The following is a 17,786-nucleotide window of genomic DNA, read 5'->3' on the forward strand; positions in this document are numbered from 1 at the left end:
TTAAACAGTAATGGCGGAGAATAAGTTATCTAGTAAAATGCAACAAAATAATCTAAGGATGGGAGATAAACTTGGCTTTTAATGATACTTTTAGATTTGGTTCTCATGCCATCATATTTAATTCGGAGGGTCATATCCTTCAATTAAGTTAAAGCCTAAGTCATTATATATATATTCACTACTAACAGAGCATTGTTACAAGTAGGATTAATATCCCTTTCTGTTGAACTCTTTATGTTGCTAAGATACAGTTTAGTGCAATTAGAATAGAGGTCTTAATAACCTTAAAATCAAAAAGAAAATATAAACCGTATAAATACAAGGAGATATACTTTGAGAAAAATTAGGGAAGCAACAAAAGAGGATATGATAGAAATTTATAAGATGGGCTATGATGTTTGGGGAGATAAATTACCATTTAAAGAATATATAACTATGTGTGAAAACTCTAGTAAGTATAAAAAGGGGAAATGGTACGTTCTTGAAGCAACAGGAACAAAGCAATTATTAAGCTCCCTCGTCGTATATGAACTAAATCTTTCTGGAAATCAAGTTGTAAAAGGTATTGGTTCAATTGTTACTCCTTTTTATTTAAGAAAAAACGGATATGCTACTACTTTGGTCAATAAAACAATAAATAAATTAGAACAGGATGATAACTGTAATAACTTTTTCCTTTATAGTGATATTGGGATAGACTTTTACAAAAGATTAGGTTTTGTTGTTCTACCAAATGATAGTCAAAAATATGAAGACAGCATTTGCATGTATTATTCGAAGAAAAATGTTTTCGCCACGCTATCACTTGATATTCCTGACTACTTCTAAATACCTCCTTATTATGCTAACGACTGCAGAGGCACAAGCAGACAGCGGTATGCTATCTCTCTTTTTTCATTAACAACAATGTTTACGAATAGAGCCTTCTCAAAACAAAAATACCCCAAAAGTGAACTGCCCCCCAATTGTTAGACACACGTTTAACAATTGGGGGTGCAGTTCACTCTAACTTTCGGGGTGAAACATCATTCTACTGAGCTGTTTTTATTCTTCTATCTTAATTGACCATTTTCCATCGGCTTTGACTACAATCGCAAAATCACCGTTTTCCAGTTTATTGCGGGTGGAGCCGCTATAGTTTCCGATTTCATTGACAAGTAAGCCCGTTCCATTAATACGAACGATAAAATTAGAGGATCCCTGATGTGTGGATGTAAATTTATAGTTTCCGCCGCCGGCTCTTACAAAAACAACATCATCCCCTTCTCCACTGATTTCAGTTGGAAGTTCAGCTGGGGTTGGTGGAATTTGCTGACTTATAGAGAAATTCCAGTTACCAGATGCCTTAATATCTAAATAATAGTTACCAGTCGTATTAATCATGGCAAACGTCTTTCCTTTGTAGCTGCCAATCTCGTTGACTAACAATTCTACATTATTGCCTGCTTCATCCATCAATTTCACAATGAAGTTACTACCGCCAGTGTAGTTTCCTTCAAAAACGGCAAATCCAGCTTGCAGATTAATCATATCTGTTGATTCATCACCTGAACCGCTTAGTTTTATTTTGGACTCTTCATAGATTTTTTCCTTTGCAGCCAACTCAGCTGCCTCAGCTTCTTTTACTAATCTGTCTGCATAGGATTTAGCTTCTTCGTTACTCGCAAATGATTCAACTGACAGCACTTTCGAATAGTCCGTTCCAACTACCACGTATCCATCTGTCGCTTTTAATACATGTCCTTCATTTCCATTTCCAATTGAGTAGGTCTCTCCTGTTTCCACGTTCAATTGATCTTGCTCTATTTGCTTATAATCCTGATAATCCATCCCTTTTTGAATGGCATTTTTTACATCTGCTACGGCAGAAGGAGCAATCTCTTCCTTTTGCTCTTCTTTTGCTGTTTCTTGCTTTTCATCCGTTACGGTTGCCTCTGTTTCCACTGGAGCTTCTTCCAGCTCATCTGAACTGTTCATTGCACCAACCATAAACACGACAAACATGATTGCAGCCATTTTAAGATGTTTCTTTGCCTTACCTGTTTTTCGTAAGCCGGAAATCACTGACAAAATCAAATAAACTATAAATGCTAAAAAACCAGCCATACCGATAAACATAAACACTGTACATATCTCCAATCTATGATGTTATTTATAGGTTAATCCTGCCAAGGTATATGGCAATATACCTGTCACCTCTATTGTTTTACTAACGCTTCCTTTACCACTTGGATTTTTAGAGGCCTAAATACCTTTTCGCTTCTATTCCATGCCAAGAATCCATGTTACGGTCGAGCGTTAAAACTAAAGAATAGATAAAAAAATTGTTATATCACTTTATATAGTCCAAGTTACCCGCCCTTCTAATTGATTTATCAGTATAAAATACCTAAAATTTGCTCATATGTATTATGATGGTTTTTTCAAGTATCTGTAAATAGTAAATTATTGGTTTGACATTGTTCTACAGGGGAATTGTGTAATAAAACGATGCATAAGGAGGAATAGAAATGCTTACATTTTTACCAAGTAAGGATCCTTCTACTATCGCAGTAGAAATGTACGGGAAATCGACTGAAGAAGATGCACGTAAATTAGATAACTTTGTAAAAGAAAATTTATTGGATGGTAAGGAATTTAATTTACTAGCTGTCATTGAAAACGTTGATGGAGCCAGCCTTAAAGGTCTGGCAGAAGGAATCAAATTCGATACAAAACGAATGAATCAATTTAACAAGATTGCAATTGTAGCAGATCAGAGTTGGTCCAATATGATTGCAACGCTCAGTAATTTGGTACCGGGCATTGAAGCTAAGCATTTTGACTCCGATCAGCTGGATGATGCTTGGAATTGGATACTCGGATATAGACAACTCAGTGACGATCCGACAAATGTCATTCTTTAAAATAGCCAGTAATTAACTCCCTACAGTTTTTTAGGGAGTTATTTTGGTTGTGTTATTAATCTATTAGCTAGCCATACTTCGATTCAGTTATAAATTAACGATCCTTAAAAGAGAGTAATCTTCTACTATATTACTTTCTTTTTTCTAATGAAAGCAGTGCCTTCTTAACACTCGTCAAAAATGGATAAATTATGTAAATATAATGATATTTAATCCTAAATAATGGACAAACGGAACATTTATTTGGTAATTTATAAGTGTAGGATAATATGCCTAATACTAAATATTAGGCGCTGAGGGGGAATGCCATCATGGCACGTATGGAAGGTAAAGTTGCTATTATTACTGGAGCGGCTCAAGGTATGGGCGCGGCACATGCTCGTAGATTAGTAGAAGAAGGCGCTAAAGTAGTTTTAACAGACCTTAATGTAGAAAAAGGTCAAGCTACAGCTGCTGAACTTGGGGAAAACGCTTTATTTGTAAAACAAAATGTTACTAGTGCTGAAGATTGGGCAAAGGTTGTAGAAGAAGCGGAAAAAGCATTTGGAAAAGTCGATGTCTTAGTCAATAACGCTGGTATTACAATGGCAAAATCTATTTTAGACATGACTGAGGAAGATTATCGCCGTATCGTGGATATTAACCAACTTTCTGTATTCTTAGGAATGAAAGCAGTTATTCCAGCCATGCAAAAAGCTGGCGGTGGATCGATTGTTAATATCTCGTCTATGAACGGAATCGTTGCTGGTGCTATCGGTTATACAGATACTAAATTTGCAGTACGCGGTATGACAAAAGCAGCTGCAATCGAATGTGCAAATTACGGTATTCGTGTAAACTCTATTCACCCAGGTGTCATTGCTACACCAATGGTTGTACAAGAAGATACAAAAGCAGCCGTAGAAGCATTTGCTAAACACATTCCTCTTAAACGTGTGGCTCAATCTGAAGAAGTTTCTAACTTAGTGCTTTACTTGGCATCTGATGAGTCCAGCTACTCAACTGGCAGTGAATTCATCATTGATGGTGGTTTAACAGCACAATAAAACTTAAAGGCATTAATTTAATACTTATAACCAAAAAGCCAAAACCTTTTAAATCAAGGTCTTGGCTTTTTGCTATTATATATACTAAAAAGCAACAGGAAGTGAATCGATTCCTTTTGAGGAAAGGGCAAATTGCCATTGAATTTCCTCCTGAGGTACATTCAGTCTTAAGTCAGGAAAACGTTTTAATAGGGTAGTAAATGCAATATCTCCCTCTACTCTTGCAAGCGGAGCTCCTAAGCAGGTGTGGACACCATGTCCAAATGCTAGGTGATGATCTATTTTCCGCTTCACGTCTAACCCTTCTGAATCAGTAAATACTTCCTCATCTCGATTCGCGGCTTTTACCGTCACAAGAACCATATCTCCTTTTTTAATATTTTTGCCGCCTATCTCTACATCCTCTTTTGCAAAGCGTGGACCCACACTTGTAGATGGACCGTTGAAACGTAATAATTCCTCTACAGCTGATGGAACTAAACTTAGATCGCTTTTTAATGCTTCAAGTTGTTCAGGATGTTCAAACAACAACATCGATCCCGTTGCGATTAAGTTTGAGGTGGTTTCATGCCCAGCAAAAATTAATAAAGTAATCATTGAGATTAATTCTGATTCTTCAAGACGTTCTCCTTCTGCTTCAATCGCAATAAGCTGACTAATTAAATCATCAGAAGGATTGGCTCTCTTTTCTGCAACCAGGTTTTGGGTGTATTCTCCAAATTCCTGTAAATGGGCTGCTACAGTAGGGTCTTGTCTCCCCCAGCCCATCCCCTTCGCAATCGCGGAGGACCATATATTGAGTTTTTCACGATCTGCGTATGGCACCCCCAACATTTCAGAAATCACATTAATTGGTAATGGGTAAGCATAGTCTTTTACAAGATCCATTTCACCCTTAGATTGAACTTTATCAAGTAATTCATCTGCAATTTCTTGAATACGCGGTCGCAAGCCTTCCATATATCTTGGTGTAAATGCTTTTGAGACCAACATCCGTAATCTCCTATGGTCCATACCATCAACAAAAAGCATTGATTTGCCGGTAAAAAATGTGTCAGGTGCTGATGTATCTACCTCGCTATAAATTTTATCTCTAAAACCCTTTTCTCCATCAATAGAGGAAGGATCTACAGTAAATTGTTTGTGATTTTTAAGGATTTGGACTGCCTCATCCATATGTACAACCATCCAAGCTTGACGATCTGCCTCTCCCAAAGGGTTGGGAATAGAAACGATAGGCCCAAGCTCGCGCATTTTTGCAAATACAGAAAATGGATCTTCATTACTCTTTCCACTTAATACACCCAGAACCTGGTTGGAAACCATTTCTTCTGTCTTATTCATCAATCTACCTTCCTTCCATCTTTTCTTTTAGCCTTACATATTCTTAATGATTGTAAGCTCTGATACAATACTCTATTTTTAGTACTCTAATTTGTGTACTATTTCTTAGGATACTATTACCCTGCTATAGAGTAAATGCGAGTAAAGTACTTTTTTAATATAGGTAGAATGAATGTGTAGCTTCAAAGAATCCCTTTCTGTCATATGCAAATATATCCCTTTTATAATAAATACTTTTTGCTCATCTAGACACAATGTCATGGGTGAAAAAACTTATATTTACAAAAAAAGACCTGCACAAAAGCCATAATAGGCATTTATACAAGTCATGATAAGGAAATTATTTAAGCAAGATCCCATTTCATCAAATCAAATCGTCCTTCTCTACTAAAAAGAATTTCTTTTTCTTTTAGCTTAGGAAAATAACGGGCTGTGAATGTTTCTTCTCCTTCATTAATAAATATTTCTAATGAAGAGGTATCTATAAATATTTGCATCGTCTTTAGGCTATCCAGTTTACACGTTCTTGACTCTATCTTCATTGCTTTCTATAACCCACTTTCTTTTTTTCAAGCATACGTTACTAACAAGCTAATAAAAATGAGCTATAGAAGTATTTTAAGTTAAGTCTCAAGCCCTAGAAAACTCTACTGCCTATTATAGATAACCATCAAGATAGCTTCTCCCGTCTAAAAGTTTAATTTATCTGATTAGCCTGCTCTTCAGCCGAATATGTCTTTTTACAATACCATAAAAAGTAAATTATTCTTGTCATACTTTTTACGAAAGGTTGAGATTAATGGGATTTCACTACCTTTAGACATATTTATCTATATAAGAAGTACTTCTTTCTTTCTATTCAGAGCGACAATCTATGCGAAAAAAAAGCCTTTTAAAAAAGACCTGTCCTAAAGTCGTTTTTGCAGACTTCCTGAGCAGGTCTTTTTTTGTAATTTCATATATTTTATTTATAAAATTATTTCGCTTTCTCCACGCAATAGCCATAAAAGCGATCACAGAGGTCTATGATTTTATCTTGACTGACCAGGGCATTCACCCATTTTTCCGGAATATTTTTCATCCCGTAATACATACCAGCTATAGTTCCCGTTATAAAAGCAATCGTATCAGTATCATTGCCCAGATTGACCGCTTCAAGAACGGCATCTTCATAGGTTTGAGATTTAAAGAAACACCACAAAGCAGCTTCAAGTGAGTGAACAACATATCCATCCGAGCGAATATCATCGCGGTCTGCTTCAAGCAAGCTTAGACTAAAGATTCTTTCATATGAAGCAAATTCTTGTTGATACTCATTCTCTGATCCAAGCTGTTCCCAGCATGTATTGAGTGCAATTTTCAAGGATTCTAAAGGTGAATGTTGATCGTACATATTCAGCAAAAATTCCACATAAATAATTGTACCAAGGGTAGATCTTGGATGGCTGTGCGTGACATGCGCAATTCTCTCTATTTCCTTTTTCCTCATCTGAAAATCTGGCTCTTTCGATAATGTAAATACAAGTGGCACTATACGCATAAGTGCGCCATTGCCATTATCATATTCCGTTTTCCCACCACACTGAACAGCCGGTACACCTTGCTTATAACGGCTAATAGCATTTGCGGTTGCAATGCCGATATCGAACATTTCACCATATGGGGTCCAGTAGCCTTTATCCTGGTAGGAAACAAAGCGGTTCATCAAATCATTTTCATCTTTTCCTGCAATTAAATTTTCAATCAGGCACATCGTTAGTGATGTATCATCAGACCATGTTCCAGGAGGCATATTATAGGTCCCATAACCGATCATATCTGTAACGCCGGCATTTCTGGCTTTAAATTCTACCGGTACACCAAGAGCATCCCCAATAATCCCGCCTATAATGGTTGAATATATCTTTTCCTTCATTGTATCTGCTGGAACTCCATCTACTTTTCTTGTCATATGGAATCCTCCCTTATACTGTCTTTTATCTCATTTTACCAAACTAACCTTTCTTCTATAACGGGATTTCCCAAAAACTTAATTCCATTTCCTTCAATTTGTTAAAATAGAATGAATATGTTAATATATCAGAATACTTAATTTTTGGATATCCCTCCAAACTACCATAAAAGAGGACTGATAAAATGAAACAAAGTTTATACCTAGCAGGTGCATTTGTAGGAGTCATTGTTGGAGCGGGATTTGGCTCTGGCCAAGAAATCATGCAGTTTTTTACGAATTTTGGCTTTTACAGTATACCTGCTATTTTGCTGGCAACTGTCTTATTTTCCTTTATTGCCATGCAGCTCTCTCAACTGAGCAGCCATATGCAAGCCACCTCACATAAAGAAATCATCGAGGTTCTTTGCGGACGTTTTCTTGGTCAAGCACTGGATATAATTTTATCGTTCTTTTTATTTGGCGTTGGTGTAATTATGATAGCAGGCGCAGGATCAATTGTTGAGGAACAGTTTGGGATTTCTGCCATCTGGGGTTCACTATTTATGACAGTTATCACCATCCTGACCATGCTATTGAAGGTAGAGAAAATCATCTCTATCATTAGCTCAATCACACCATTTTTATTAGTTATTATGATTTTTATATCAGGATACGCGCTAATTAAAAATGGAATCACTCCTATAGACATAGAGCGTAATGTTGATTTAGACAAAGCAGCGGCTTCAAATTGGTTCATGTCCGCATTACTTTATGTATCCTTTAATGTTGCTGTCGGTTTCTCTATGCTATCTGTTATTAGCGGAACGTTTAAAAATAAAAAACAAGCAGCTATTGGCGGAATTATGGGCGGTATCCTGCTCGGTGTACTCATGCTGCTGATTAATATAGGTATGATGACTGATATGGCTAATATGCAAATTGTAGAAATGCCTACTTTATTTTTAGCTAATAGTATCTCACCTTTAATCGGGAACCTGCTATCTATTATTCTATTGGCTATGATTTACAATACATGCGTGGGAATGTTTTATGCATTCACAGTGCGAATCATTCCTCAAGGACGCTTCTTTCATCCTTCAGTTGTGATATTCGGAGCAATTGGTTTTGGTCTTAGCTTTGCTGGTTTTACTACATTGGTAAACACCGTGTATCCAATCATGGGCTATGTGGGATTTATTTTACTGGCAGCAATTGGCTGGTCCTGGATTACATCTAAGCACCATGCTCCTGAAATCAATCGCATAAACCCCGTAGCTGAAAAAGAAAAGAAAATAGTCTAGAACTTCAAAGGATTCTATCCCCGTACTATTTATGGCACGGGGCTTTTTTAATGTAATAAATGAAAATACTGCTACAATCTTTCCAGTTTTATCGCTTTAAAGATAGGGGGAGAGGATTCCATTGTTTGGCTCATCCATACTTTCACCCTTTGTCCGGTTTTTAGTTCACCTCTATAATCACTTTGATGGATGGATAGACGCCCGACATTTTTATATTTGGCTTGCAGCTCCTCAATCGGCAAATCCACGTCCTCATTCTCAAAATTTGAATCGAGCACAATGAATACAGCATCGGCTTCGCTAATGATAATTGTTCCTTCGATTCCAGGTGAGTCGATTTGTCGTTCAAGTTCATACAGATAAAGAACGATGAGAAGCAATAAGGATAACCCGATATATAGGGAAACTTTAGTCGTAATCTTCAAGATTCCACCTCCCTTACCCACCTTTATCAATACCTTCATTCTGTTATTCCTAAAATTCCCCTCTGCACTTTTTTAATTACGTATATAATTTAATAAAGGGGGAGCTGTAATGAATTGTTTAGGCTGTAATTTAGCACATAAAAAAGAAAATGTTTATGTAGTTTTTGAAGATGATTATGTTTGTTGTATTTTAGATATTGATCCTTATAACGAAGGACACGTTTTGATTTTACCTAAAAAACATGTTCGATACTTTAATGAATTTGACGATAATACGGCAAGCTCCGTAATGATGGCAGCAAAGAGGCTATCAAAAGTGATAAAAATTTTGTTTAATCCGGATGGCATTACAGTCTGTCAGAACGGTGGAGCATTTGATGAATTAACACATTTTCATATGCATGTAGTTCCGCGGTATGAAGGACAAAATTTTGCAGATTTCTATTCTGAAGATGGAGAAACACTTGGAGAAAAGGAATACGACTTGGAAGAGACGAAAAGAAAGATCACCGAAATGCTAAAGGTTTTGGATTAATTTCCACTACCTTTTTTTATTCATTCCATTATTCTACACCCGTTTATTTCTTTTTTATTGCTTTGTATACCAGACTAAACTTATTAAATTTAGTAAACTAGCATCACTCCTGCTATCCCCTTCATCTGTGCCCTCCCATTCATTAGTAATTATGTTCCTTTTTGCATTTCTTCTACGCTCTATTTCGCGCGATACCCTTTCAAGTTTATTCCCAAATGACATATACATTTTTTTCAAATATAATGGTAGGCGAGGTGAAAATATGATAACCACAAATAGCTTTAAAAGACTTGTATCAATTCTAGCAATTGCAATGCTAGGTTTGGTTACTGTTGCATGCAGTAATAACAAAGGGGAAGAAAGCAAAAAAGAGGAAAAAAACGGCTGGGAAGCCATTAAAGAATCCGGCAAATTAAAAGTTGCAACTTCCGGAACCTTATATCCCGCTTCCTATCATGATTCTGAAACAAATGAATTAACCGGATACGATGTGGAAGTAACACGTGAAGTAGCTAAACGATTAAACCTAGAAGCAGAATTTACTGAAATGGCCTTTGATGGCATGCTAGCCTCCATCAACAATGGACAAACTGACATCGCTGTCAATGATATTACAGCTACTGAGGAAAGGAGAGAAAAATTTTCTTTTTCTGAACCCTATAAATATTCCTTCGGCGCTGCCATCGTTAGAAAATCAGATTTATCCGGCATTAAAGATCTTGATAGTTTAAAAGGGAAAAAAGCAGCTGGAGAAGCAACAACTACATATATGGAAGTGGCACGTGAACATGGAGCTGAAGAAGTCATCTATGACAATGCAACAAATGATCAATATTTGCGAGATGTTTCTACTGGCAGAACTGACATTATTCTAAATGATTATTATACCCAGCGTTTAGCTGTAGCCGCATTTCCAGAATTCGATATTACCGTACATCCTAATATAAAATACAATCCAAGCAATCAAGCCATATTGATGAAAAAGGATAACAGTGACTTGTTGAAAGAAATAAACAAGGTATTGGAAGAAATAAAAACGGATGGAACGATGGCTGAGCTCTCTAAAAAATTCTATGACAGCGCAGACGTTACAAAAGAAGTTCAGTTGGACTCAGTTAAATAAGTGATTGAAAGGGAATTTATATGGCAGATATTCAGTGGCAATATATATTTAACCCAGAATTAGCAATCGATTCATTGCCATATGTTCTTGAAGGCTTATCGAATACCCTCTTGATTTCATTTATCAGTATGGCTTTGGGATTGATCATTGGTTTCTTTTTGGCTCTTGGACGGAGTTCAAAAAGTAAATGGCTGCGCTGGCCAGCCAGCATGTACATCTCTTTTATGCGCGGTGTACCCATTCTTGTGATTATTTTTATTCTTTATTTTGGCTTTCCGATTATCGGAATTGAATTTACTGCCATGCAAGCGGCTATTATTGGATTCAGTTTTAACAGTGCAGCTTATATTGCTGAAATCAACCGTTCTGCTCTTGGTTCTGTCGATAAAGGACAATGGGAATCCTCACAATCATTGGGTTTATCCTATTGGCAAACCATGGGAGGGATTATCCTTCCGCAGGCTGTCCGAATTGCGCTACCACCTCTCTCTAATGTGTTGCTGGATTTAATCAAAGCTTCTTCATTGGCAGCGATGATAACGGTCCCTGAAATATTTCAGCATGCCAAAATCGTCGGAGGACGGGAATTTGATTATATGACGATGTACATACTTGTAGCGATGATCTATTGGTGCATATGTGCGGCTGTTTCTCTTCTGCAGCGCTATTTAGAAAAAAGAGCTGAGGTGTATTTGCAGAAATAGAATGGCTGCTAAAGCCACTCCTCACTCAATTTCTATTGTTCGGAGACATTTATATGAAATTCCGCAGGGCACAGTTTATTGGATAAAAAGGATAGAGAATCTATCCTTTTTTCATATTGATAGAAAATAAGCAGGGAACAAACCCTGCTATCAAGTCGTTATTCGTTAAATTGACAGAAGTTAAGAATATGACCATCCGGATCTTTAAAATCGAAGGTTCGTATATCCGGGTAATCAGCTATTTCGTCGGCATCTACTTCATTTTCTATAAAGAACTTATGTACTTCATCTATGTTAGTTGTAAAGAAATTAAATGGGTAGTGTTTTGCAGGTTTTGCGTCTGTTGATTGAACAAGGGTTAACGAGGTTTCTCCTATTGTGAAGGCAGTATACCCATTTCGATTCCATCTCATATTTAATCTTAATTTTTCTGAATACCATTTAATCGAGTAGTCTAAATCGCTTACCTCTAAAAATACGGTATCAATTCTCTTTACCAGTCCTTCCATTCTTCTACTCCTTCTAATTATTTTCCATAATTAAATTCCATCAAAGAAAGTGTATTTCCTATAGAAATTGAAATAACCCCCGAAAGTTAGAATTGATATCCGACTTTTGGGGGCCACTTCTGATAGCCCTTGAAACAAAAAGGAGTATCTGCTTTTGATTTCATAAATGACTCAATCTTTTTCTTTAGCCTTCTGTGTATCCCTAATATTTTTTTGAACAGTTATGGCAGCGAATACACTTAATACAAAGGACATACCATAAAATCCTTTCTCACTTAAATCAATACTTCCCGCATTATAAAGACCGATGCCCATCAAGGCGATTGCAACAATAAGAGCAAACCAGCTAATTCCATAATAGATGGCTGTCACAGGTATATCCTCATCTCGATCTCTAACCGCCTTTTGTAATGATACTGCTGAATAAAGTCCAAATACTAATACTGCGAAATAATACCCTTTTTCGTTTAATTCCATTGAAGCATTAAATAATCCTATTAGATAAGCAGCAACCCCTACCAATAAAGCCGCCCAGGTAGCACCTTTAAAAGCAGTCGTTGGTTCCCCAGGATGTCTTTCGACCTTCTTTTTTGGAACACTTTGTTCGTTATCTAATAAATATTCATTCTCATTCGACACTGAGTCTTTTCACCTCTCCTCTATATAAATAGTAATTATGTAAAGCGGAATTCCGCCTCTATATCTATTGTATAGAATATTCTTACAAATTAGTACATATTATCCTTTTTTCGTTATTCAATTGTCTTCACAAGGGCCTATTATAGCATGCGACTAATCAAGATTGTGGTGAATATCCAAGCCTTTTAACACCCAACATAAGTACCGACACAAAAAATATAATGAGCAAAATAAAAAGTTCAACCAGTCTTGTTCTGGTTGAACTTTATTATTTTGCAGATTGATCTCACAATCTCTGAGAATCTCACAGATCTTATACGTTAACTGTCTCTGCTCTATTCGCTTTTCTCTTATGGATTTTCTTCATTACAAATCTGGCAATTGGCTGTGCTACTATTAATTCAATCCAAAATGCCACACCGAAATTCCTAAACCAGCTCAAAAAGAAATTTTGAAAAGGTTCTAAGCTGATTTGTTTTGAGCCAACCCAGGTACCGATAATGGTTAAAAGGACGGATAGAACGGTTACATTGAAAAATGTATTCATTAAAACTCTTGCATTGAATCCATCTGTTTTACCTATGAATTTAGGCATTATTTTACCAACCACAGGTCCAGCAACAAATCTCACCAATAAAACAACAATGATCCACATAATTGGAATAATCTTTAAGGTTTCGATATAATTTTCTTTACTGAAACCACGTTCCAATCCCATAATAATTGGTGCAATCGTATTTACTGAGATGATTGAAATGATGAGCATAAATAATATGCCTTCTCTTGCGTTTTGTGGCAACCTATCTTCTCTATGCATATATACCCTCCGAAAAATGAAAAATTCAGATGGCAGACGTATCATCAAGACATATATTTTTGGCATATCAACTATACCAATATCTCTACACACTGATTTAAACATATTACCATGTTAGGAGAAAAATTTTCAATCACCAATTTTCTACTTATTAAAAGACTATTTGCTCTTTAATAGATTCCAATTTTACAAGTGAACCATTTCAAGAGTTTAACTGCAAATCAATGGAAGATGTCTGAATTAGATTTGTAGCTTATTGTAGGATACTATATAGCCGTTTAAATCCTTGATTGTACCAGATAATTCACCGGATGATTGATTTGCTTCATCTATAATAGCGGTTATTTCTTTTAAATCCTTTTCCGCTTTTAACGCTGAGTATATCTTTTGCTCCAAGTTAAGTACTTCTTCATATTGATCAAGGGCTTGATTATATGTTTGTAACAGGTTAATCAGTGAGTCATGGAGGCTCAACAATGTTTCCTTATGTACTTTTTTCTGATCTATTTTACTCAGTAATTCTTCTGATTCTTTCATTTGTATTAATTGGTTTTCTACCAATGATTTGTCCTCGTCAACCATTAGTTTACACTGATTGATTGTCTCTTCAGCCTTACTTATTTGGTTTTCAGCCTTTTTTAGGTTATCTGCTCCATCTTTTACTGTCATTTCGTATAGGGATTGCAGCTTATTATTTTCGGTATTAAAAAGCTCCCCATAATTCATATTAGACTTAAAATCCCATGCCACTTGATTATGAACCTTCAAATATTTTTCATCATACTTTTGTATAACTGGTAGAATTAAAACAGCCATTAACATACTGGTTACAATTAAAGCTAGATATATACCTATTTTCTTTCTAATCATACGATTCCTCGTCCTTATAATCTCTTATCTTTATGGAAGTTTGCCGGAAAATGTTTTGATTCTTCGTATCTTTCAAATTCATAGCCCGCTTCCTTAATACTTTTAATTATTCCTGGCAATGCCTCAATGGTACCTTTCTTTTCATGAATTAAGATAATTTCCTCAGATCCATTTAATTGCTTCAGAATTTCTCCTTCAATTTTTGAAGGATTCTCTTGCAGCTTCCAATCTTTTGAATCGATTGTCCAATCCCACATTTTCAATCCTGCGTGTGCAGCTTGATCTCGCAATTTCGTATTTAACCCTGGAGATGATCCATATGGACATCTGAATAAAATCGGCAAAATATTTACCTGTTCTTTGATTAATTGCTGTGTTTCCATCACTTCTTCTACAATTTTTCCCTTTTTGTACAATCTATTATAATCATGGCTCATTGAGTGCATTCCGATATAATCTCCACGGTTGACATATTCCTTGGCCATATCCGGGTATTTCTTCATATTATTTCCGATCAGAAAATGAGTAGCCGGTATTTCAAATTGATCGAGTATAGCAATTAACTCCTTTGTATAAAGACTTGGACCATCATCAATTGTTAAATAAACTACTTTTCTTTCTTTACCATTTAATTTTTCAGGCACTTTTTTTACGGTCCTTTCATATGTAACCATGTTCAGTTCTGGATGCCCTGATTGATCATTGGTTTTGTCAGCCAAACTGGAAGTCGGCTTGATCCAGCTCATTACTGTTATGGATACTATAATAGTAACCAAGATAATTGCAAAATTACGCATTCTTTAATCTTCCTTTATAAATCTCTATTTAACTCCTATTATATTACAATTCTTTTTCTATTGTAATATTTTAGTAATATTTCAGAAAAATAGATTAACTAAAAAGCCACTATCCTCTTGTAGGGTAGTGGCTCTTGCATATCTATTTTTTTCTCTTAGATAATCTGCCAAGTAAAAAGGCACCGGCTGCTATCGCAAGAGCCGTGTTTGTTTTTTTGGTGAATACTTGTTTCGTTACAAGGCTTATGTTTTGAGGTCTTTCAGCCAAACGTCTCATAAAGTATCCATACCAATCCGTCCCAAAAGGAACATACGTACAAAACTGGTAGCCCTCTTTAGCCAATTCCATTTGCATATCGAAGCGGAAACCATAGAGCATTTGGAATTCAAATTTTTCATTAGGAATTTGATGATCTTTTACAAATTGCTTCACATGGTTTATGACTTTATGATCGTGTGTTGCAATGGAGGTGAACTTACCATTTAACAGATGATATTCTATCAAATTGATATAATTTTTATCAATTTCTGCTTTTGTTTGATAGGCTAATTCAGCAGGTTCCTTATAGGCACCTTTTACAATACGAAGGCGGTAATTTTTATATTTTTGTATATCATTTTCGGCTCGATGAAAATATGCTTGTATAACTGTACCAATATTATCGTATTTTTCCGATATCTGATCTACTAAATCAAAAGAAGGCTGTAATCTGGAATGGTTCTCCATATCAATATTTATAAAAATATCATACTTTGCAGCTGCTTCAAAAATTTCCAACAGATTGTCTCTGCAGAAATCCAAATCTATATCCAACCCTAATTGAGAGGGTTTTAATGATATATGAGCATCGACTTTATTTTCATAAATGGCCTCAATAACCTGAAGGATTTGATTCTTCGCCTTTACAGCTTCATCTTTATCACTCACAAATTCTCCAAGATTATCCACGGTACAAGAAATTCCATACTTATTTAACTCTTTTATACTCTCAATTGTTTCGTCTATATTTGTACCGGCAACTACAGTTTGGGCACCCATTTTTAACCCATATTTTTGAGCTGTGCGGTTTAAAAGCTGATTTTCTGAAAGAGCAATGAAGAAATCTTTAACAATCATTAAGAACACCCCTTATGTTAGTTAAATAACATGAAATCAATAAATACAGAATAAATACTTGTAATCTTACACTATGGGTAGGCTAAAACTTATATGTTCATATAACCTCATTTGAAGCGCTTACTTATTTCAATATATTCATAATATAGTAAATTCCGAAAGATTTCTATAAGGAATATCTTTTTTACTTCCGTAATAATATGCCGGCTCCCCAATAGAGCAACAGCCTTATATAATAGGCAATTAATCGATTTAATGACCTTTCCTATATTTTTGATTGAGACATATGCAACTATAGTGATTGTTCTTTTAACAAGTACAGGTATTGGCTTCAATCTATATACCGCACTCCATTTCTTTTATGTACTTAGCCCTATATTAACTTGTCAGCTAGTTTTCTCTCCGTGATTTATGGCCTATTTTTCTCGTAACTTAGTTTGTTTCCTAGACTTACTAAGTAGATACCTTCTATAATAATGTTCAAATACCTATGTAAACGCTTTCTATTTTAAATGAAAAGGAGATTAGGACATGTCACAAAAATTAGTACGTAAGTTTCTAAGTTTCGGATTAGCTATTGCCCTTGTAACTCCTGTCGTTTCCACCGATATTGCGAGTGCTAAGCCATTAAGTGCTTTAAAAGCTTCCCCTTTATATGAAAGATACGAAGATTCTTTTACAATTGGGGCTGCTGTCGAACCTGATCAATTACAGGGCAAGAGTGGTCATGTATTAAAGCGTCACTATAACAGTATTGTTGCAGAGAACGTAATGAAGCCTATATCCATCCAACCCGAAGAGGGGAAATTCAATTTTAAAGAAGCAGATAAAATTGTGAAATTCGCCAAGAAAAATGATATGGATGTTCGTTTTCATACCCTTGTATGGCATAGCCAGGTTCCTGATTGGTTCTTTATTGATAAGAACGGGAATAAAATGACCGAAGAAACCAATCCAAAACAGCGGGAGAAAAATAAAAAGCTATTATTACAGCGTTTAGAAAAACACATAAAAACGATTGTCAAACGGTATAAAAATGATGTCGACTCATGGGATGTTGTAAACGAAGTGATTGACGAATATGCATCAAATGAGCAGAAGCTACGTGAATCTCCTTGGTATCAAATAACTGGTACTGATTATATTAAGGTAGCATTTAAAACAGCTAAAAAATATGCAAAAAAGAATGCAAAACTGTACATTAATGACTACAACACAGAGGTAGAACCTAAAAAAACCCATTTATATAACTTAGTTGTTGAATTGCTTGAACAAAAAGTCCCTATTGACGGTGTCGGTCATCAAGCTCATATTCAATTAGGCTGGCCATCCATTACTGAAACGGAGGAATCTATTAATCGTTTTGCTAGTCTTGGTTTAGATAATCAAGTAACCGAGTTAGATGTGAGCTTATACGGCTGGCCACCAAGACCTGCTTATCCTTCATATGAGGATATTCCAGAAGAAGAGTTCCAGCGTCAAGCTGCCAGGTATAATGAGTTATTTGAAATGTATGAGAGATTAGGAGATAAGATTAGTAACGTGACATTCTGGGGAATTGCAGATAATCATACATGGCTAGACGACCGTGCCGAGGAATATAATAATGGCGTTGGAAAAGATGCACCATTTGTCTTTGATCCGAATTATAATCTTAAGCCTGCTTATTGGGCAATAATGGACTAAAATAGATACCAAGAATAATTTAGTATAAGAATCC

Annotated in this window: 19 protein-coding genes; 8 read left to right on the forward strand and 11 right to left on the reverse strand. The window is 35.8% G+C overall.

Features of this window, described 5'->3' with window-relative positions:
* The first annotated feature begins 333 nt into the window (after nt 1-333).
* On the forward strand, nt 334-828 hold the full coding sequence (locus AC4G3O_RS03935) for a GNAT family N-acetyltransferase (RefSeq protein WP_491135872.1): 495 nt from the start codon (nt 334-336) through the stop codon (nt 826-828).
* A gap of 216 nt (nt 829-1,044) precedes the next feature.
* On the opposite strand, the gene AC4G3O_RS03940 is transcribed toward AC4G3O_RS03935, so the two are convergent.
* Nucleotides 1,045-2,124 (reverse strand): hypothetical protein, encoded by a 1,080-nt coding sequence (locus tag AC4G3O_RS03940; RefSeq protein WP_066104585.1) that lies wholly within the window; start codon nt 2,122-2,124, stop codon nt 1,045-1,047.
* Nucleotides 2,125-2,510: 386 nt separating this feature from the next.
* On the opposite strand from AC4G3O_RS03940, the gene AC4G3O_RS03945 reads away from it, so the two are divergent.
* Together AC4G3O_RS03945 and AC4G3O_RS03950 are read left to right on the forward strand one after the other, a co-directional pair.
* Nucleotides 2,511-2,906, forward strand: a complete 396-nt coding sequence (locus tag AC4G3O_RS03945) for a SpoIIAA family protein (RefSeq protein WP_066104589.1) — start codon at nt 2,511-2,513, stop codon at nt 2,904-2,906.
* Nucleotides 2,907-3,217: 311 nt separating this feature from the next.
* Nucleotides 3,218-3,952 carry a glucose 1-dehydrogenase gene (locus AC4G3O_RS03950; RefSeq protein WP_066104599.1) on the forward strand — a complete coding sequence of 245 codons (735 nt, stop codon included), beginning with the start codon at nt 3,218-3,220 and terminating at the stop codon, nt 3,950-3,952.
* Between the two features lie 84 nt (nt 3,953-4,036).
* Here the strand turns inward: AC4G3O_RS03950 and AC4G3O_RS03955 are convergent, their stop codons facing one another.
* The 3 genes from AC4G3O_RS03955 to AC4G3O_RS03965 form a co-directional block, all read right to left on the reverse strand.
* A complete protein-coding gene (locus AC4G3O_RS03955; protein WP_066104602.1) occupies nt 4,037-5,296 on the reverse strand; it encodes a cytochrome P450 family protein in 1,260 nt (419 codons plus the stop codon).
* A 344-nt stretch (nt 5,297-5,640) separates the two neighbouring features.
* Nucleotides 5,641-5,838 carry a GH32 C-terminal domain-containing protein gene (locus AC4G3O_RS03960; RefSeq protein WP_139892411.1) on the reverse strand — a complete coding sequence of 66 codons (198 nt, stop codon included), beginning with the start codon at nt 5,836-5,838 and terminating at the stop codon, nt 5,641-5,643.
* 434 nt (nt 5,839-6,272) lie between these two features.
* Nucleotides 6,273-7,247: an ADP-ribosylglycohydrolase family protein gene (locus AC4G3O_RS03965; RefSeq protein WP_491135873.1), complete on the reverse strand. Its 975-nt coding sequence runs from the start codon at nt 7,245-7,247 to the stop codon at nt 6,273-6,275.
* A 185-nt stretch (nt 7,248-7,432) separates the two neighbouring features.
* Here AC4G3O_RS03965 and AC4G3O_RS03970 point away from each other — a divergent pair, with 185 nt between their 5' ends.
* On the forward strand, nt 7,433-8,530 hold the full coding sequence (locus tag AC4G3O_RS03970) for a YkvI family membrane protein (RefSeq protein WP_491135874.1): 1,098 nt from the start codon (nt 7,433-7,435) through the stop codon (nt 8,528-8,530).
* Between the two features lie 71 nt (nt 8,531-8,601).
* On the opposite strand, the gene AC4G3O_RS03975 is transcribed toward AC4G3O_RS03970, so the two are convergent.
* Entirely contained in the window at nt 8,602-8,955 is a 354-nt protein-coding gene (locus tag AC4G3O_RS03975; RefSeq protein ID WP_175354268.1) for a DUF3221 domain-containing protein, read from the reverse strand.
* A gap of 109 nt (nt 8,956-9,064) precedes the next feature.
* On the opposite strand from AC4G3O_RS03975, the gene AC4G3O_RS03980 reads away from it, so the two are divergent.
* The 3 genes from AC4G3O_RS03980 to AC4G3O_RS03990 all read left to right on the forward strand — a co-directional run bounded on the left by AC4G3O_RS03980 (nt 9,065) and on the right by AC4G3O_RS03990 (nt 11,317).
* Nucleotides 9,065-9,490, forward strand: a complete 426-nt coding sequence (locus AC4G3O_RS03980; RefSeq protein WP_066104612.1) for an HIT family protein — start codon at nt 9,065-9,067, stop codon at nt 9,488-9,490.
* Between the two features lie 262 nt (nt 9,491-9,752).
* Complete coding sequence (locus AC4G3O_RS03985) at nt 9,753-10,613, forward strand: transporter substrate-binding domain-containing protein (RefSeq protein ID WP_491135875.1); 861 nt, start codon at nt 9,753-9,755, stop codon at nt 10,611-10,613.
* A 20-nt stretch (nt 10,614-10,633) separates the two neighbouring features.
* The gene (locus AC4G3O_RS03990; RefSeq protein ID WP_066104616.1) at nt 10,634-11,317 is read left to right on the forward strand and encodes an amino acid ABC transporter permease; all 684 of its coding nucleotides are present in this window, start codon (nt 10,634-10,636) and stop codon (nt 11,315-11,317) included.
* Between the two features lie 158 nt (nt 11,318-11,475).
* Here AC4G3O_RS03990 and AC4G3O_RS03995 read toward each other — a convergent pair whose 3' ends face one another.
* The 6 genes from AC4G3O_RS03995 to AC4G3O_RS04020 form a co-directional block, all read right to left on the reverse strand.
* Nucleotides 11,476-11,826 carry a VOC family protein gene (locus AC4G3O_RS03995; RefSeq protein WP_491135876.1) on the reverse strand — a complete coding sequence of 117 codons (351 nt, stop codon included), beginning with the start codon at nt 11,824-11,826 and terminating at the stop codon, nt 11,476-11,478.
* 171 nt (nt 11,827-11,997) lie between these two features.
* A complete protein-coding gene (yiaA, locus tag AC4G3O_RS04000; protein WP_066104623.1) occupies nt 11,998-12,465 on the reverse strand; it encodes an inner membrane protein YiaA in 468 nt (155 codons plus the stop codon).
* Nucleotides 12,466-12,778: 313 nt separating this feature from the next.
* Nucleotides 12,779-13,282: a DUF2798 domain-containing protein gene (locus AC4G3O_RS04005; protein WP_066104627.1), complete on the reverse strand. Its 504-nt coding sequence runs from the start codon at nt 13,280-13,282 to the stop codon at nt 12,779-12,781.
* A 240-nt stretch (nt 13,283-13,522) separates the two neighbouring features.
* On the reverse strand, nt 13,523-14,152 hold the full coding sequence (locus AC4G3O_RS04010; RefSeq protein ID WP_066104630.1) for a YkyA family protein: 630 nt from the start codon (nt 14,150-14,152) through the stop codon (nt 13,523-13,525).
* Between the two features lie 14 nt (nt 14,153-14,166).
* The gene (locus AC4G3O_RS04015; RefSeq protein ID WP_066104633.1) at nt 14,167-14,949 is read right to left on the reverse strand and encodes a polysaccharide deacetylase family protein; all 783 of its coding nucleotides are present in this window, start codon (nt 14,947-14,949) and stop codon (nt 14,167-14,169) included.
* Nucleotides 14,950-15,091: 142 nt separating this feature from the next.
* Nucleotides 15,092-16,066: a proline dehydrogenase family protein gene (locus tag AC4G3O_RS04020; RefSeq protein WP_066104637.1), complete on the reverse strand. Its 975-nt coding sequence runs from the start codon at nt 16,064-16,066 to the stop codon at nt 15,092-15,094.
* Between the two features lie 531 nt (nt 16,067-16,597).
* Here AC4G3O_RS04020 and AC4G3O_RS04025 point away from each other — a divergent pair.
* Nucleotides 16,598-17,752 carry an endo-1,4-beta-xylanase gene (locus tag AC4G3O_RS04025; RefSeq protein ID WP_491135877.1) on the forward strand — a complete coding sequence of 385 codons (1,155 nt, stop codon included), beginning with the start codon at nt 16,598-16,600 and terminating at the stop codon, nt 17,750-17,752.
* Nucleotides 17,753-17,786: the final 34 nt, after the last annotated feature.

It is taken from the genome of Bacillus sp. z14 (2026) (assembly GCF_058313575.1).

Excerpts from the sequence above, each read along its gene's own strand:
- AC4G3O_RS03955 (WP_066104602.1), bottom strand. The coding sequence starts at position 5,296 with ATGAATAAGACAGAAGAAATGGTTTCCAACCAGGTTCTGGGTGTATTA.
- AC4G3O_RS04020 (WP_066104637.1), bottom strand. The coding sequence starts at position 16,066 with ATGATTGTTAAAGATTTCTTCATTGCTCTTTCAGAAAATCAGCTTTTA.
- AC4G3O_RS04015 (WP_066104633.1), bottom strand. The coding sequence starts at position 14,949 with ATGCGTAATTTTGCAATTATCTTGGTTACTATTATAGTATCCATAACA.
- AC4G3O_RS03965 (WP_491135873.1), bottom strand. The coding sequence starts at position 7,247 with ATGACAAGAAAAGTAGATGGAGTTCCAGCAGATACAATGAAGGAAAAG.
- AC4G3O_RS03995 (WP_491135876.1), bottom strand. The coding sequence starts at position 11,826 with ATGGAAGGACTGGTAAAGAGAATTGATACCGTATTTTTAGAGGTAAGC.
- AC4G3O_RS03980 (WP_066104612.1), top strand. The coding sequence starts at position 9,065 with ATGAATTGTTTAGGCTGTAATTTAGCACATAAAAAAGAAAATGTTTAT.
- AC4G3O_RS03985 (WP_491135875.1), top strand. The coding sequence starts at position 9,753 with ATGATAACCACAAATAGCTTTAAAAGACTTGTATCAATTCTAGCAATT.
- AC4G3O_RS03990 (WP_066104616.1), top strand. The coding sequence starts at position 10,634 with ATGGCAGATATTCAGTGGCAATATATATTTAACCCAGAATTAGCAATC.
- AC4G3O_RS03950 (WP_066104599.1), top strand. The coding sequence starts at position 3,218 with ATGGCACGTATGGAAGGTAAAGTTGCTATTATTACTGGAGCGGCTCAA.
- AC4G3O_RS04010 (WP_066104630.1), bottom strand. The coding sequence starts at position 14,152 with ATGATTAGAAAGAAAATAGGTATATATCTAGCTTTAATTGTAACCAGT.
- AC4G3O_RS03960 (WP_139892411.1), bottom strand. The coding sequence starts at position 5,838 with ATGAAGATAGAGTCAAGAACGTGTAAACTGGATAGCCTAAAGACGATG.
- AC4G3O_RS04025 (WP_491135877.1), top strand. The coding sequence starts at position 16,598 with ATGTCACAAAAATTAGTACGTAAGTTTCTAAGTTTCGGATTAGCTATT.
- AC4G3O_RS04005 (WP_066104627.1), bottom strand. The coding sequence starts at position 13,282 with ATGCATAGAGAAGATAGGTTGCCACAAAACGCAAGAGAAGGCATATTA.
- AC4G3O_RS03970 (WP_491135874.1), top strand. The coding sequence starts at position 7,433 with ATGAAACAAAGTTTATACCTAGCAGGTGCATTTGTAGGAGTCATTGTT.
- AC4G3O_RS03945 (WP_066104589.1), top strand. The coding sequence starts at position 2,511 with ATGCTTACATTTTTACCAAGTAAGGATCCTTCTACTATCGCAGTAGAA.